We start from the raw sequence: 14,888 nt of genomic DNA on the forward strand, positions 1-14,888 counted from the left end.
ATGGACTTACTGTTTTATAAAGATGCTTATCAAAAATCCTGCGACGCAACTGTAACCTATTCTGAAAAGGGTCAAGTCCGCCTGGATCAAACGTTATTTTATCCAACAGGCGGTGGACAACCCGGAGACAGCGGTTGGTTAGAGCTTTCTGACGGCACAAAAAGTAAAATTATCGAAGCCAAAAAAGGTACAAATCACGAAGATGTTATATTGCACCTTGAAGAAGGTGCCAATGCTCCACAAGCTGGTGATAAGGTAACTGCCTGTTTGGATTGGGAGCGCCGTTATGCTCACATGAAAATCCATTCCTGTCTGCACCTGCTGTGTGCCTCTGTCATCGGTGACGTGACTGGCGGCCAGATCAGTGACGTTAAAGGTCGCTTGGATTTTAACTTGCCCGACACGGCAATTGACAAAGCCGCACTTGAAGAGAAAATCAATCAACTTATTTCAGAGAACCACCCGATAACGCAGGACTGGATTTCAGATGAAGAACTGGATAACAATCCGTCTATGGTTCGGACGATGTCCGTCAAACCACCGCGTGGATCAGGCAAAATACGCTTGGTGAAAATTGGTGAAGATGTTGACCTGCAACCCTGTGGCGGAACACATGTAAAATCAACGGGTGAAATTGGCCCAATCAAAATTGGCAAGGTTGAAAACAAAGGCAAACAGAACCGCCGTATCAGCCTGACATTTGCATCATAATACAGAAAAAATACTGCCTTGGGGGACACTACCTTGTCTGAAAAATTTAATTCTGTCGTATCAACACAGTGGCTCGCAGACCATCTAGATGCCCCAGACGTCAGGGTTGTTGATGGCACTTATTATCTGCCTAATGAAAACAAAGATGCACGCGCTCTATACGAAGAAGCGCATATTCATAACGCGGTTTTCTTTGATATCGACGAAATTTCCGACAACGAAAATCCCCTCCCCCATATGATCCCAAGCGATATCAAGTTCGCATCCAAAGTGAGAAAATTAGGTCTTGGGGACGGTAATAGAATTGTTGTGTACGATCAGCGTGGTCTATTTTCAGCTGCGCGTGTCTGGTGGATGTTTCGACTATTTGGGCACAAGGATGTCGCAGTATTGGACGGAGGTCTTCCGAAATGGCGATTAGAACATCGCCCTGTAGATGATGACACCGTTCACCCCGGTGAACGACACTTTACCCCCCGTTTCAACAGCTTTCTTATTCGCGACAAAGAACAACTTCTTCGCAATATTGAAACCGGAAAAGAACAGGTTCTAGATGCAAGAGCAAGTGGACGGTTTAAAGGGGAAGTGCCTGAACCGCGCGCGGGTATTCGCTCGGGCCATATTCCTGATTCGTACAATCTTCCTTTCACAAATCTCTTTAAAGAAGACGGCACCTTAAAAGAAACTCAAGAAATTAAAAGCGCATTTGAGGAAGCGGGAATTGATTACAACAAGCCTGTCGTTACATCTTGTGGCTCCGGCGTTACTGCGGCGGTATTGAGCCTTGGCTTGGAGTTGACGGGACATAAAAAAGCATCGTTATACGATGGATCTTGGTCCGAATGGGGACAGGAAGGTAATACACCTATTGTAACCGGATAACTCATCTAATTATTGAAAGACCTATCGCTTATTGTTGTTTTTAAAGCTTCCGAACCATTAAATTTCAGTACGCCAAGAGCTGGACCATAAAATCAGTATTAAAATAAAACTATAAGATGAAACCAATCACCGAAAAAAAACGATCCGGTTCTGAAAAGCAAGAAACGATTAATGCCCGCTTTGTAACAGGAAGCATTCTTCGGCATGTGATCAATATGACAGCAACCACCTCTGTCGGTTTGATGTCGATCTTTTTTGTTGAACTGGTTGATATGTATTTTATCAGTCTGCTGGGGGAAGAATCTCTGGCGGCTGCAATTGGGTTTTCCGGTGCGATTACATTCTTCATTTTCTCAATAAGTATTGGACTGTCGATTGGATTAGCTGCTGTCGTCGCCAGAGTTATCGGGGCTGGTCAGGGTGACCAGGCAAAAAGAGTTATCTTTAACGGCCTGCTCACCTCTTTCGTTATGATGTCCTTAATTGCAGTTCCGGTTTATCTCTATACCGAACAGCTTTTATCCCTCGTTGGAGCCGAAGGGAAAACACTGGAATTCGCAGTAAAGTATATGAAGATCACAGTGATATCTTTGCCAATCATTTCCATTGGTATGTCTATGGGAGCAGTGCTACGTGCTGTGGGGGCAGCTAAGGCATCCATGATCTCAACGGTGCTGGCTGGTCTAGTTAATATTATACTTGATCCACTCTTCATTTTTACGCTGGATTTTCATATCGAAGGTGCGGCCTATGCAACCTTGGTTGCCCGCTTGACCATGGCAATCGTAGCCGCATGGGTACTTGCACGCCAGCTGGGTTTATCTGTGTTCAAGTTTCAGGGCGGATTAAATCGCGATATCTCTTCAATTTCGAAGATAGCAGTTCCAGCAGCTCTAACTAGCTTGGCGACCCCTTTTGCCAATTCTTATGTCACAACATCTGTTGCAGAATTTGGTGCCGATGCGGTTGCCGGTTTGGCGATCATCGGACGTATAACGCCCTTTGCTTTTGGCGCCGTTTTTGCCTTGTCAGCCGCTATTGGTCCAATTGTGGGTCAAAATATTGGTGCTGTTCAAACCCAACGTGTTAAATCAGCACTTAACAGCTCGCTTCTGGTTATATTTGTCGTCGTTTGTGTAACATCACTCATAATGACACTTTTTGCAGATACAATCGCAACAATCTTTAATGCCTCTGGCCTCAGCGCAGAACTTGTTGTCTTCTTCTGTGTTTTTACCTCGTGGAGTTTTATCTTTAGCGGCGCCCAGTTCATAGCAAATGCAGCCTTTAACAACATGAACAGGGCAACGTGGTCAACATTTGCCAACTGGGCGAAAGCAACAGTAGGTACAGTTCCTTTTATTTGGCTTGGCGGAGAATGGGCCGGAGCAAAAGGTATTATCGCGGGACAGGCTATCGGATCTGTAATTTTCGGCTTTATCACGATTATCGTGGCCTATAAAATAGTGAGTTCTCCAATTAAAAACCCAAACAAACAAGATGACAGAACACGCTATTTCGGGGCATGGTTACCTGCTATATTACCTCAGTTCGGTTGGCAGAGATTCATGGAAGAAAGATGGAATGCGGACCAGCGTGATAAAAATAACGGTGACTAACTTTTAGCAATTTCGCCAAAACAACCAAGAGAATTGATAAAGAGAAAGATTAAGAGCATGACCACCGCTCCTCAAATTGAAGTAACAATCTCTTTTCTCGAAATGTTAGAAAGACCTCACAATCTAAATTTGCATTCACCACAAGGGAAAAAAACATCCCTTATCCGTGCTTATAAACCAACTGTGTCCTTTTATCGCTATCTGTACAACACGATAGGGGAACCTTGGTTATGGTGGGAAAGGCGTACGCTGTCTAACGATGAATTATTGCAAATAATTCAGGATGAAAATGTAGAGATCTACGTTCTTTATTATGACGGTGTTCCCGCAGGATATGCGGAACTTGATAGACGCACCCCCAAAGAGATTGACCTCGCCTACATGGGATTAATACCCGACTTTATTGGCCAAAAACTTGGTCCCTATCTATTATCGTCAGTGATTGATATTGCATGGTCATACGAACCCAAGCGCTTAACTGTAAATACCTGTAGCCTTGATCACCCCAGAGCACTCAGCGTATATCAAAAGCATGGATTTAATATTTACGATAGAAACATCAAAATAATTGATGACCCCAAATTTAACGACACAACACAATAAAGGTGTTCAGTTAACTGCCAAAACTCCGCCATTGGCCACCAATTTATTTGGCCCTCTTTCGAGTGTTATAGTACCATTGACAAAATGACGTTCATAGATTTCCTGGTAGTTACCGTATCTTTGTAGAACCCGATAAGACCAATTTGAATCAAGCCCAAGTTCTGTCCCAAAAGAGCCTTTGACACCAAGCAATTTTTGAACTTCGGGATTGAGTGTCGTTGAAGCTATATAATCAACGTTTTGAGAATTAATATCCCAACGCTCGCTGTCCAACAATGTATGTGCATAAAATTGCACGATTTCCTTCCAGTCCACATCCCGAGATGAAACAATCATCCCTAAGCTATTATTTGAAGATGAAGAACTCAAAACTAACGGATCAGGAAAGATCCCGGATATCTTTTGTAAAAAAATAGATTGCTCGACCCTGGGCAGTGCCACGGCTCTGCATCCATGACTTTTCACAGCTTTAAATAGTTCGCCTTCCGACTTGTAACTCACAACCCCAAAGCTGACCTGATGTTTTTGGCTAAATATCGCTAGGCTCGTTTTATCAACCCATTCAAGTGAGCAAATTTTCTTGCCGTTAAGATCATCAACACGATAACCTTTGAATAGAATAGCAACATCAAGATTATTGAGGAAAAGCGTTGCTATATTTTGATGATGCTCCTGATGCGATAAGAGCCGATTATCTGCCAATGCAATAACATCAACTTTTCCTTCAGCCAGGTTTCGGCCAGCATTGCTCTCGTTCAACGTAATTAATTTTACAGCACTTGGATCTGGAAACAGAGCTAATGCAAGACCGCGACACAGCTCTCTCCCCATATCATCTATTGGTGATTTGGAAAGAAAAGTCGTTTTGACAACGCCACACCGAAGATATCCCCGGTCCTCAACCCTGTCGCGAACTTCACCTGCATTTGAATAACTAAAAAGGCCAATGTACCCAATAGCGACAAGTAAAGGATACCAGATATATTGGGTAATATTTTGTTTCATGAAATCAGCGTTCAGCAACTCATAAATAGTTCAATAAATAACACCCAATATATCACAAACTTATTTTTTCTCGATAAGTTCGATTTTATAGCCGTCTGGGTCTTCAATAAAAGCAATTACAGTAGAGCCGTGTGCCATCGGGCCAGGCTTTCGAGGAATATTGACACCTTCTTTTTCAAGTAACTCACAGGTTTTGTATATGTCAGGCACACCGAGCGCTAAATGACCAAATCCGTTCCCAAGATCGTAGGCATCAGTTTGATCCCAATTATGGGTGAGTTCAATAACAGTATTATTGTCTTCATCACCATACCCCAGAAAGGCTAAGGTAAACTTTCCAGAAGGGTAATCGTTTTTTCGCAGAAGCTTCATACCAAGATGACGAGAGTAAAAATCAATAGATTTTTCAAGATCCAAAACTCTGATCATCGTATGTAAAAACCGAAAGGAGGTATTTTCTGACATATTTTTTCCTTAGAGATACAAGTATTTTGGTAAAAAATTAATGCTTAGCTTCCGCAATAACGGATAAAATTGTCTTTGCAGCTTTTGTACTCGGCATATCGTCCCCGGCTTTTAACTTCACAATCGCCTCTCGATAGCCATTGATCTGTTCTTCTCTTTTTTCTTTATTGTGAAAGAGAGAAGATATCTGCTTTACCAGATCAGGAGCATTGCACTTTTCCTGTATTAATTCTGGTTGAACTTCCCGGTCCAACAGAATATTGGCAAGACTTGCGTATTTTATCTTCACAAGAAATTTTGCCAGAAAAGCCGTAACCGGAGACACTTTGTAAGCAACGACTGTTGGAACATGGTCGACTGCCAGCTCCAAAGCAACCGTCCCCGAAGCAGCCAAAGCAACATCTGAACATTTAAATGCTTTATGTTTGCCCGTTACGCCTTCGATAACACGAACAGGTGTTGGCCAATTATCGGCTAAATCATCAATAGCAGAACGAACATTTTTCACTGTGGGAATAACACACTGTAAATTCGGTAGGGTTTTCACCAATTCCGCAACAGCCTCTTTAAAGACAGGCCCAAGCCTTGCAACTTCACCCCGGCGGCTACCGGGTAATACAGTTAGGATTGGGGCCGTAGCATCAAGTGAAAGCTCTTTACAGATTCCAACTCTATCCAACACAGTCATCAGCTCACCTTCAAGAACAGGATGACCGACAAACGTTGTCGCCAAGCCATGCTTCTCAAAATACGGAGGCTCAAAAGGAAGGAGAGTCAGCAAATGATCTAGATATTTCGAAATCTTCTCAGCTCGTTTAGGCTTCCATGCCCATACCGACGGCGCGACATAATGGATAAGAGGTATCGATGTCTCTTTGAGGCCCTTGCTTACTTTTAAGCTAAAGCCCGGCGCATCAATTGTGATAAGGGCTGACGGCTTTGTTTCGAGAACATGTTCTTTGGTTTGCTTTATACGTCTTAAGATATTCGGTATATGGGGCAACACTTCGGCCAACCCCATAACAGATATCTCTGAAATCGGAAAAAGACTTTCCAAGCCTTCAGCGGACATCCGCTCGCCGCCAATACCAATAAATTGTATATTACCTTGCGTTTCTTCCTTTAATGCAGCCATAAGGCGTGCGCCCAGTTGATCACCCGAAGGTTCACCGGCGATGATATAAAGTAAAGGAACGTTGTTTTTGGGTTCAGTCATAATCAGCAGGTTCAATTCCTATAAGAAAGAGCCCTGCCTCATTGGCAAGTTGAACGACAGCATCCCGGTCAACAACCAAAGCACCACCTGCTTCAATCGCTATCCCCCTTAGTCCAGCTTTAACGGCTCTTTTTACCGTTTCCACGCCAATCGTTGGTAAATCAGCTCGTCGTTCCTGCTGTGGTTTTTTTAGCTTAACCAAAACACCACCCGCAGCATCACGTTTCAGGTCGGCACAACGATCAATAAGTGCATCAGTTCCCTCAATCGCTTCCACCCCAAGGACAAGTCCTTGTTGTACGACAACCGACTGCCCAACATCAGCTAAGCCCATCAAGCGACCAACTTCAACCCCGCGCTTGATATCTGCATAAGCTTGATCATCAGGGGTATGTTTCCCATAAGTCTCTTTAGTTGCTAAAAGATCATGCAAAATATCATCGACCCCAATAAGGTTAAAACCTTCAGCTTCGAGGGCAGAAACAACCGATTTTAGCAACCCATCATCCCCAAGGCTCTTTGCGCCTATCTTTGCAAAGAATTGCAAGGCACGCCAGTCAGGACGAAGCTCTGCCATTGAGGGTCTTTTGACAGGCCCAATCATGACTAGATCTGTTACTTGTTCTTTTCTTAATGTAGAGAGGATTTCACCCGCAGCGCCCAATCTCGACCAAAAGTGATTTATGCCCGTGATTGTTTCGTTATCTGTTTGCCCTTTAAAGGCAACGACAAAGAAATCTCGTCCGGTCTCTTGGCATAATTTAATCAAACGCCGGGGAAGTTCTCCTCCCCCGGCTAAAATTCCAAGCTTGCCGGACATTTATTTCGGTTGGCAAATAGCACGCGAAGAGTCTGTGCCAATAAAGTCCAGAACTTCTTTCGCAGTAGGATTATCAGAATAGGTTTTCTTTGCGTTTTCAAGGCGTTCAGAAAGCGTTCCTTCATCAGAGAAAAGCATTTTGAAAACGGATTGTAAGCTGGAAATATCATCACGTGGCACACCATGGCGTTTCATGCCAACAAGATTAAGCCCGCTCAATCTTGCGCGTTCCCCCATAACCATACCAAAGGGAATGACATCATTTTCAACACCAGACATCCCGCCAATCATAGCATTACGTCCAATCCGAACGAACTGATGTACAGCTGAAAGTCCGCCGATTATGGCATAATCATCAACTTCAACATGACCGCCCAATGTCGCGTTATTCACAAGAATAACATTATTACCAAGAATACAATCATGAGCTATGTGAGCAGACATCATCAGAAGGCAGTTATCACCTACTCTCGTAACTAGTCCGCCACCCGTTGTTCCGGGGTTAATTGTTACGTGTTCACGAATACGATTATTCTTGCCTATAACAAGCTCTGACTTTTCACCATCAAACTTTAAATCTTGTGGTTGATGCCCAATCGAAGCAAAGGGGAAAATAACGGTTCCCTCGCCAATAGACGTATTTCCCGCAATAACAACATGGCTATGTAAAACAACATTTGCATCCAGTTTTACGTTTGAACCAACAATACAATAGGGTCCGATTTCAGCTGTTTCATGAACTGTCGCACCATCTTCAACGATAGCGGTGGAATGAATAGTCACAATCAGTCGTCCATAATCATTGCGGCAAATTTGGCTTCTGCGACAAGCTTTCCATCAACCATAGCTTTACCCTCAAATTTCCAAACCGCGCCACGGCTACGTGTTTTCGTAACATGAATTTTAAGTTGGTCCCCAGGTGTAACTGGCTTACGGAAACGGGCTTCGTCAACCGTCATGAAATAGACCAATTTACCCGCCGCTTCGCCATCTAGGGTTTCAACAACAAGTACTGCCGCCGTTTGCGCCATGGCTTCAACTATCAAGACCCCAGGCATAATCGGTTGTCTAGGGAAATGTCCCTCGAAGAAAGGCTCATTAATAGTTACATTCTTTAGGCCTACAGCACCTTCGTCTTTGATAATATTATCAACACGATCAATGAGTAGGAAAGGGTAACGATGGGGAATCATTTCCTTGATTTCAAGGATGCCTACAGAGCGTCCCTCTCCCGTTGTTACAGCTTCTTCACTCATTTAACTACCTTTCTTCGTATTCAACTGTTTTTTCCACATTGCAACCAAACGGAAAAAATCTTTAATCGGCATAGCAGGAGTACCGGCAACGGCCTGTCCAGCTTCTACATCTTTGATAACAGCAGCACGTCCAGCAATTTGAACACCTGTTCCCATCGTAATATGGCCGCTAACACCCGATTGCGCCCCCATCACCACATAATCACCAAGAACACTACTACCAGCAATGCCCGACTGAGCAACAACGACACACTGCTTACCCATTTGAACGTTGTGACCAATTTGTACAAGGTTATCGATCTTGGTACCGTCCCCAATAATAGTATCAGGACCGGCGCCTCTATCAATCGTAGAGTTCGCACCAATCTCTACATTATTACCGACAATAACCCGTCCTAATTGAGGAACATCAACATACCCATCAGGTTCCATTGCAAACCCAAATCCACGGTTGCCTATACGGACCCCAGAATGAATCTGACAATTGTTCCCGATAAAAGCATATTCAACAGTCGCATTTGCGCCAACACTCGTATTTTCGCCAATTTTGCAACCGTCGTGGATAACGACGTTAGGTGCGAGATAACACCCACTTTTAATCTCGACATTTTCTCCAATAGCCACACCAGCAGAAATAACACAGTTATCGCCTACAGAAGCTGTCTTTGCGATGACGGCTGTCGAATGAATAGCACCAGATACATTTTTATTATCGGAATAAAATTTCTGGGCAATCAGAGCATACGATTTATACGGCTTATCAGTCAGTATCAGCGATGTTCCCGTCGGAGCTTTTCCCGCAAACTTTTTTTCCAGAATGCAAACACCTGCCGACGTATCAGCCAAGGCAGAAACGTATTTCTTGTTATCCAAAAAACTAATTTCTGTTTTACCCGCGTCTTCTAAAGCACCGACGTCTGTAACAAGAAAACTCGGGTCTGAACCTTCAGAAAGCTCTCCCCCGACATAGTCACAGAGTTCTTGTAGAGAAAAAGGACCCGCATTATGAAAAAAACGAGAATCAGCCATGATATCAGGTGCTCAAATACTATTTTAATGTCAACGCAGGTAACGAAGCATTCAGCTTTTGTATAACTTCATCTGTTACATCAAGGCTACTCTGGGAATAAACCAAAGACGTCTTTGCCAAAATCAAATCTAATTTTCTCGCATCGACGATCTGATTAATAACGACATCAAGGTGTTTTTTGATTTCATTCAATCCAGAGTTTCTTAATTGAGTAAGGCTCTTGTTCCGTTCTTTAGCTTCACTACGAATCATTGCAGCTTGCTTATCCAAATCGGCTTTCTGTTGTGCAAATACTTCAGGCGCAAGAATAGATTTTTGCCTAACCAACTCCTGATGTTTGCTCAATAAACCTTGTTCTTTTTGACGAAACTCTTGTTGGAACTGATTCTTGCGTCCCACAACAGTTTGATTAACTTGCTGCATAGCCTTTGAAGATTGAAATACTTTTTTAGTATCAACAACCGCAATTTTAAGAGCTAAATCTTGGGCATTCGCACCAGATTTCACCGCAAATATTCCACCAAAGACAGCGACAACAACAAAAAGAGTGGCAATTTTTTTCATATAAATCATTACTTAAAAACTAGTCCCAAAGCTAAAGCTAAATATTTCAGTCTCATCATAATCTTCTTTTAATGCGGCAAAACCAAGATCCATTGCCAAAGGTCCAAAAGGTGAAGACCACGTCAGGCCAGTACCAAAGCTAACCCTCGGGTTTGAAGAGTCATCAACACCTGAATCATTCCCATCAATGTTCCATGTTGCGCCAAAGTCAGAGAAAACACGCCCCTTGACACCAAACTCTTCAGGTAAGCCAAGCGGGAAAGTTAACTCAACACTTCCGTTATAGAAATGTTTCCCACCAAGGGCATCATCACTGCCTTTATCTCGAGGCCCAACGCCACCAGATTTAAAGCCACGAAGTTTATCACCACCAAGGAAGAACCTATCAACGATACGCGTATCTTCGTCTAAGCCGATAATATTACCAACCTCTGCACGAGATTTTAAAATCAAATCTTCCGAGAATGAATAATAGTTGGTTCCACCTAATGTGACCTTCAAGTGCTGTACATCACCACCAAGGCCAGCAAGCTCATTTTCAAAGGTAAGAAGATAACCATCTGTCGGCGAAATCCGAGAGTCTAGTTTGTCATAGGTCAAAGTTGAAGATATCGCTGATTTAATCGAAGTACCTTCTTGTTCTTTAACAAGTTGAGCAGCATCAGAATCAATATTCTCAATCTCAATATGCTCAAAACGGTACCGCAAGACTTGGCGCAATTCTTCAGATAAATCATAACCTATTCTAAGTGCGGCACCAGTCTTCTTCTCATCAAATGCAAGACTATCTTCTTCTCGTGTAATTCTGAAGATATCAAAGCCTGCTGCAATTTCTTTATCCAAGAAATAAGGTTCTGTGAAACTGATGTCGGCCTCTGAGCCCGAGCCAGCCAAAGCAATATTAAACCTTAAATCCTGTCCTTTTCCTAAGAGGTTTCGTTCCCGAATACCAATCGATCCAAGCGGGCCAGAGGAAGATGAGAAACCAGCACCAAAAGTCAATTCACCGGTCGATTGTTCCTCGACATCAACTTTAATAACTGTTCGATCTGGCGTACTTCCAGGCTCATTATTTACTTCCACAGATTGGAAGAAGCCAAGCCGTTGTATCCGAGATCTGGACCTTCTAAGTTTCGAGCTATTAAAAGCGTCCCCTTCTACAAGGCGGAACTCTCTACGAATTACCTTATCCAGCGTACGGCTGTTTCCTTCGATATCGATACGTTCGACATATACTTTGGAGCCTTCAGAAATACTAAAGACAAGATCAATGACTTTATTTTCAGTATCTTTTTCTGGCAAAGGTCTCACATCGACAAAAGCATACCCCAAATCCCCGACTGCATCGGTGAGGTTATCAACGGTCTTATCGATCAGATCCGCATTATACCATTCATTTTCTTCCGGAAGAATTTGATCTTCAACAGTTGCCGGATCAAAATCCTTTAAGGCACTCTCAACATCAATAACTCCGAACTTATAACGGTCACCTTCGTTAATCGTGAAGGTGACGACAAAAGACTCTCTGTTCGATGTTAGCTCAGCAATGACTGACTGAACCTCAAAGTCGGCATAGCCTTCTTTAAGGTAAAACCGTCTCAACAACTCTCTGTCAAAGGTCAAACGATCGGGGTCGTAAGTATCGCTATCCGTCAGGAAGTTCCAAAAAACAGTTTCAGATGTAGAGACAATGCCTTGCAATTTGCCATCAGAAAACTCTCTGTTTCCGATAAAATTAACCGTCGTAACATAACTTCGGTCACCTTCGGCAACCTCAAATACCAAATCAACTCTGTTCTGCGGTAATTGTATGACTTTTGGCTCAACCGTAGCAGCAAAGCGTCCTGAGCGGCGATAGAGTTCTAATATTTTTTGCGCATCGGCTTGTGCTTTTGTACGGGTAAAAACAACTCTTTCTCTCAAGGTTGTTTCTGCAGAAAGGATCTCATCATCAAGACGTTGATTACCCTCAAAGGCAATTCTGTTAATAATCGGATTTTCGACAACAACAACAATCAGATCACCGCCCTGACGTTTCAAGGAAACATCTGCAAAAAGACCTGTTGCAAAGATACTTTTCAAGGATCGGTTTAAAAGAACGGGGTCAAAGGTATCACCTGGGTTCACTTCCATATAGGAGCGAACAGATTCAGGCTCAATTCGTTGTGTTCCCTCGACAACAATATTGTCAATGGTACCGCCAGACATAAGAGCCTGAGCAAAAACTTTCTGACTATTTCCAGCTTCTAAAACTAGAAATAGCCCCCCAATTAATAGCGAAAAAAGCGTCTTACGAAACACATTTACCCCCGGGTAACCCGCATGAACTTGATTTCACAAGCAGATTCAGAACGATTTATATAATCCATAAATCGTTCCAGGTCACAAATAACATTAAGCTCAATACCAGAGCCAGTCCAATTCTGAAACAATATTCTTGAGCTCGTTCATTTAACGGCTTACCAGAAACTGCCTCAATCATATAAAAAAGCAAATGCCCACCATCAAGCATAGGGACAGGCAATAGATTTAAAAGCCCCAGATTGATAGACAGCATTGCCATCAAACCAATATAATACTCTAACCCAGCTTCGGCAGCCATACCAGACATCTTGGCTATTTGAATAGGACCACCAAGTTCTTCCACAGAACGGTGCCCACTAAACATTTGCCCAATAGCTTTGAAGGTGCCGATAGAGACGTCATAAGTCTCAACGACAGCTGCGCTAACTGCAGATATAAAGCCATGCGTTTTTACCGATGATTGATCGCTCTGGATACCAATTAACCATCGTTTGGCTTCACGGCCATTATGATCTGTATAGAGATCAACCTTTGGCTGAACAGTCAGATAAACAAGTTCACTATCTCTCTCGACAACAACATCAATCGGATCTCCGGACCCTAATTGCACAAGACGTTGAAGTTGCTCAAAACGATCTATTTCTGTACCAGCAGCTTCTATAATCTTGTCATTCGTTTGAAAACCGGCAGCCTCTGCCGCACTGTTCTCCATAACCTGAGCGACAACAGCTGCTGAATAAGGCTGTCCGACAAAACTGTACAGTCCAGTTAAAAGAACAATAGCCAGAATAAAATTAGCAATCGGTCCAGCAGCGACAATAGCAGCGCGCTGGCCTAATGACTTCGCTTTGAAAGTTGTTGCAAGTTCTTCCGGGGATAAATCTGAATTTCCAGCAGATGTTGAGCTGCTAACATCAGCATCTCCAAACATCTTCACATAACCGCCCAGCGGAATAATGCTGAATTTCCATCGCGTTTGATTCTTATCGTAAAACCCAAATAACTCAGGACCAAAGCCAACGGAAAAAACATCAACCTTTACACCATTCTTTCGCGCAACCCAGTAATGTCCGAGTTCATGAAAGAAAACCAGAATGGTTAGAAGCACTAAAAATGCGAGAAGTGGTGTAATAAATCCCATTAGATAAATCTTATAACCATTGTTATTATAATCATATTACTCAAGAAGGACGGCATATTAGCCCTTTGCTCTCCTATTCAAAAGCTTTTTTGCAGAACAAATAAGTTAAAATATCAATTTATCTGCGCCCTACTCCAATTCCGAACTTCCGCGTCCACCATTTTTACCGTTTCAAGCGAATTAATGTCTATCTCGTCAAAAGTACAAACTGCTTTTTCGACAAGTTCAGATATTCCCAAAAAGGACATCCTTTTCTGCAAAAAAGCTTCGACCGCAATCTCGTTCGCAGCATTAAACACAATCGTTTTATGATTCCGAAGGGCTTCTCTGGCAATTTCGAGGGCAGGAAATTTATCGTGATCCGGTGTTTCAAAAGTCAGTTTGGAAATTTCCGCTAAATCAAGTTGCTTAACAGGGGTTTTCATTCTTTCAGGCCAAGCAAGTGCACAAGCTATGGGGGTTCTCATATCAGGGTCCCCCAACTGAGCAAGTACGGACCCATCAATATAGCTCACGGTTGAATGAATAATTGATTGCGGATGGATCAAAACCTTTATCCGATCCTCAGGTAGGCCAAACAAATAGGCCGCCTCGATTAGCTCTAGTCCTTTGTTCATCATTGTCGCTGAATCAATCGAAATCTTCGCCCCCATATCCCAATTGGGATGAGCAAGTGCTTGTTGAGGCGTAACCGTCTCCATTTCCTGTTTTGTAAAACATCGAAATGGCCCGCCGGATGCGGTCAAAGTAATATGATCGATACCAAATTTATTATCAAAGTCGAATACTTGAAAGATCGCGTTATGCTCTGAATCCACAGGGAGGAGGGTTGCGTTATTTTTACGGACCTCCTCAACCATTAGATCCCCAGCACAAACAAGCGCTTCTTTGTTTGCCAGAAGAATGGTTGCACCGCGCTTAATAGCAGTTAAAGTCGGCGCCAGTCCGGCAAAGCCAACAATCGCGGCCATCACCTGATCCGCAGGACGAGCAGCTGCTTCCAATAAAGCTTCTTCACCCGCAGCAACTTCTATGTCTTTTCCTGATAAGGCATTTTTCAGATCATTGTATGCCTTCTTATCTGCGACAACAGCCATTTTGGCATTAAGTTCAATAGCCTGCTGTGCCAGCAGATCAACATTCTTATTTGCGGTTAAAGCCTCAACATCAAACAATTCCGGGGATCGCTTTAACAAATCAACGGTGCTTGTGCCAACTGACCCCGTAGAGCCCATGACAGTTATAGATTTTTTCACTACAGCACCTTTACCT

15 protein-coding genes are annotated in these 14,888 nt (G+C 43.1%); 4 read left to right on the forward strand and 11 right to left on the reverse strand.

Annotated elements, in window-relative coordinates; all coding sequences use genetic code 11:
* The 4 genes from Q0241_RS08910 (at window position 1) to Q0241_RS08925 (ending at window position 3,815) form a co-directional block, all read left to right on the forward strand.
* Window positions 1-711, forward strand: a complete 711-nt coding sequence (locus Q0241_RS08910) for an alanyl-tRNA editing protein (protein WP_299376250.1) — start codon at window positions 1-3, stop codon at window positions 709-711.
* Window positions 712-744: 33 nt separating this feature from the next.
* A complete protein-coding gene (gene sseA, locus Q0241_RS08915) occupies window positions 745-1,593 on the forward strand; it encodes a 3-mercaptopyruvate sulfurtransferase (protein WP_299376252.1) in 849 nt (282 codons plus the stop codon).
* A gap of 116 nt (window positions 1,594-1,709) precedes the next feature.
* A complete protein-coding gene (locus Q0241_RS08920; protein ID WP_299376254.1) occupies window positions 1,710-3,212 on the forward strand; it encodes an MATE family efflux transporter in 1,503 nt (500 codons plus the stop codon).
* Window positions 3,213-3,269: 57 nt separating this feature from the next.
* Complete coding sequence (locus tag Q0241_RS08925; protein ID WP_299376257.1) at window positions 3,270-3,815, forward strand: GNAT family N-acetyltransferase; 546 nt, start codon at window positions 3,270-3,272, stop codon at window positions 3,813-3,815.
* A 6-nt stretch (window positions 3,816-3,821) separates the two neighbouring features.
* Here Q0241_RS08925 and Q0241_RS08930 read toward each other — a convergent pair whose 3' ends face one another.
* The 11 genes from Q0241_RS08930 to Q0241_RS08980 all read right to left on the reverse strand — a co-directional run bounded on the left by Q0241_RS08930 (window position 3,822) and on the right by Q0241_RS08980 (window position 14,872).
* Window positions 3,822-4,820: a hypothetical protein gene (locus Q0241_RS08930; protein ID WP_299376260.1), complete on the reverse strand. Its 999-nt coding sequence runs from the start codon at window positions 4,818-4,820 to the stop codon at window positions 3,822-3,824.
* Window positions 4,821-4,880: 60 nt separating this feature from the next.
* A complete protein-coding gene (gene gloA / locus Q0241_RS08935; RefSeq protein ID WP_299376262.1) occupies window positions 4,881-5,285 on the reverse strand; it encodes a lactoylglutathione lyase in 405 nt (134 codons plus the stop codon).
* Window positions 5,286-5,322: 37 nt separating this feature from the next.
* Entirely contained in the window at window positions 5,323-6,501 is a 1,179-nt protein-coding gene (gene lpxB, locus Q0241_RS08940; RefSeq protein WP_299376264.1) for a lipid-A-disaccharide synthase, read from the reverse strand.
* On the reverse strand, window positions 6,494-7,321 hold the full coding sequence (lpxI, locus tag Q0241_RS08945; RefSeq protein WP_299376267.1) for a UDP-2,3-diacylglucosamine diphosphatase LpxI: 828 nt from the start codon (window positions 7,319-7,321) through the stop codon (window positions 6,494-6,496). The genes lpxB and lpxI overlap by 8 nt, the downstream gene beginning before the upstream one ends.
* Window positions 7,322-8,110 carry an acyl-ACP--UDP-N-acetylglucosamine O-acyltransferase gene (gene lpxA / locus Q0241_RS08950; RefSeq protein WP_299376313.1) on the reverse strand — a complete coding sequence of 263 codons (789 nt, stop codon included), beginning with the start codon at window positions 8,108-8,110 and terminating at the stop codon, window positions 7,322-7,324.
* Window positions 8,107-8,577 (reverse strand): 3-hydroxyacyl-ACP dehydratase FabZ, encoded by a 471-nt coding sequence (gene fabZ, locus Q0241_RS08955; RefSeq protein ID WP_085900269.1) that lies wholly within the window; start codon window positions 8,575-8,577, stop codon window positions 8,107-8,109. The genes lpxA and fabZ overlap by 4 nt, the downstream gene beginning before the upstream one ends.
* Window positions 8,578-9,606 carry a UDP-3-O-(3-hydroxymyristoyl)glucosamine N-acyltransferase gene (gene lpxD / locus Q0241_RS08960; RefSeq protein ID WP_299376272.1) on the reverse strand — a complete coding sequence of 343 codons (1,029 nt, stop codon included), beginning with the start codon at window positions 9,604-9,606 and terminating at the stop codon, window positions 8,578-8,580.
* Window positions 9,607-9,625: 19 nt separating this feature from the next.
* On the reverse strand, window positions 9,626-10,171 hold the full coding sequence (locus Q0241_RS08965; RefSeq protein ID WP_299376275.1) for an OmpH family outer membrane protein: 546 nt from the start codon (window positions 10,169-10,171) through the stop codon (window positions 9,626-9,628).
* A 12-nt stretch (window positions 10,172-10,183) separates the two neighbouring features.
* Window positions 10,184-12,472, reverse strand: a complete 2,289-nt coding sequence (gene bamA / locus Q0241_RS08970) for an outer membrane protein assembly factor BamA (protein WP_299376277.1) — start codon at window positions 12,470-12,472, stop codon at window positions 10,184-10,186.
* Window positions 12,473-12,527: 55 nt separating this feature from the next.
* Window positions 12,528-13,616 carry an RIP metalloprotease RseP gene (rseP, locus tag Q0241_RS08975; protein ID WP_299376280.1) on the reverse strand — a complete coding sequence of 363 codons (1,089 nt, stop codon included), beginning with the start codon at window positions 13,614-13,616 and terminating at the stop codon, window positions 12,528-12,530.
* Window positions 13,617-13,729: 113 nt separating this feature from the next.
* The gene (locus Q0241_RS08980) at window positions 13,730-14,872 is read right to left on the reverse strand and encodes a 1-deoxy-D-xylulose-5-phosphate reductoisomerase (RefSeq protein WP_299376283.1); all 1,143 of its coding nucleotides are present in this window, start codon (window positions 14,870-14,872) and stop codon (window positions 13,730-13,732) included.
* Window positions 14,873-14,888: the final 16 nt, after the last annotated feature.

This window comes from uncultured Kiloniella sp., assembly GCF_937128705.1.
GTDB lineage: Bacteria > Pseudomonadota > Alphaproteobacteria > Kiloniellales > Kiloniellaceae > Kiloniella.

Excerpts from the sequence above, each read along its gene's own strand:
- Q0241_RS08910 (WP_299376250.1), top strand. The coding sequence starts at position 1 with ATGGACTTACTGTTTTATAAAGATGCTTATCAAAAATCCTGCGACGCA.
- Q0241_RS08925 (WP_299376257.1), top strand. The coding sequence starts at position 3,270 with ATGACCACCGCTCCTCAAATTGAAGTAACAATCTCTTTTCTCGAAATG.
- rseP (WP_299376280.1), bottom strand. The coding sequence starts at position 13,616 with ATGGGATTTATTACACCACTTCTCGCATTTTTAGTGCTTCTAACCATT.
- fabZ (WP_085900269.1), bottom strand. The coding sequence starts at position 8,577 with ATGAGTGAAGAAGCTGTAACAACGGGAGAGGGACGCTCTGTAGGCATC.
- Q0241_RS08920 (WP_299376254.1), top strand. The coding sequence starts at position 1,710 with ATGAAACCAATCACCGAAAAAAAACGATCCGGTTCTGAAAAGCAAGAA.
- lpxI (WP_299376267.1), bottom strand. The coding sequence starts at position 7,321 with ATGTCCGGCAAGCTTGGAATTTTAGCCGGGGGAGGAGAACTTCCCCGG.
- Q0241_RS08930 (WP_299376260.1), bottom strand. The coding sequence starts at position 4,820 with ATGAAACAAAATATTACCCAATATATCTGGTATCCTTTACTTGTCGCT.
- lpxD (WP_299376272.1), bottom strand. The coding sequence starts at position 9,606 with ATGGCTGATTCTCGTTTTTTTCATAATGCGGGTCCTTTTTCTCTACAA.
- Q0241_RS08965 (WP_299376275.1), bottom strand. The coding sequence starts at position 10,171 with ATGAAAAAAATTGCCACTCTTTTTGTTGTTGTCGCTGTCTTTGGTGGA.
- gloA (WP_299376262.1), bottom strand. The coding sequence starts at position 5,285 with ATGTCAGAAAATACCTCCTTTCGGTTTTTACATACGATGATCAGAGTT.
- lpxB (WP_299376264.1), bottom strand. The coding sequence starts at position 6,501 with ATGACTGAACCCAAAAACAACGTTCCTTTACTTTATATCATCGCCGGT.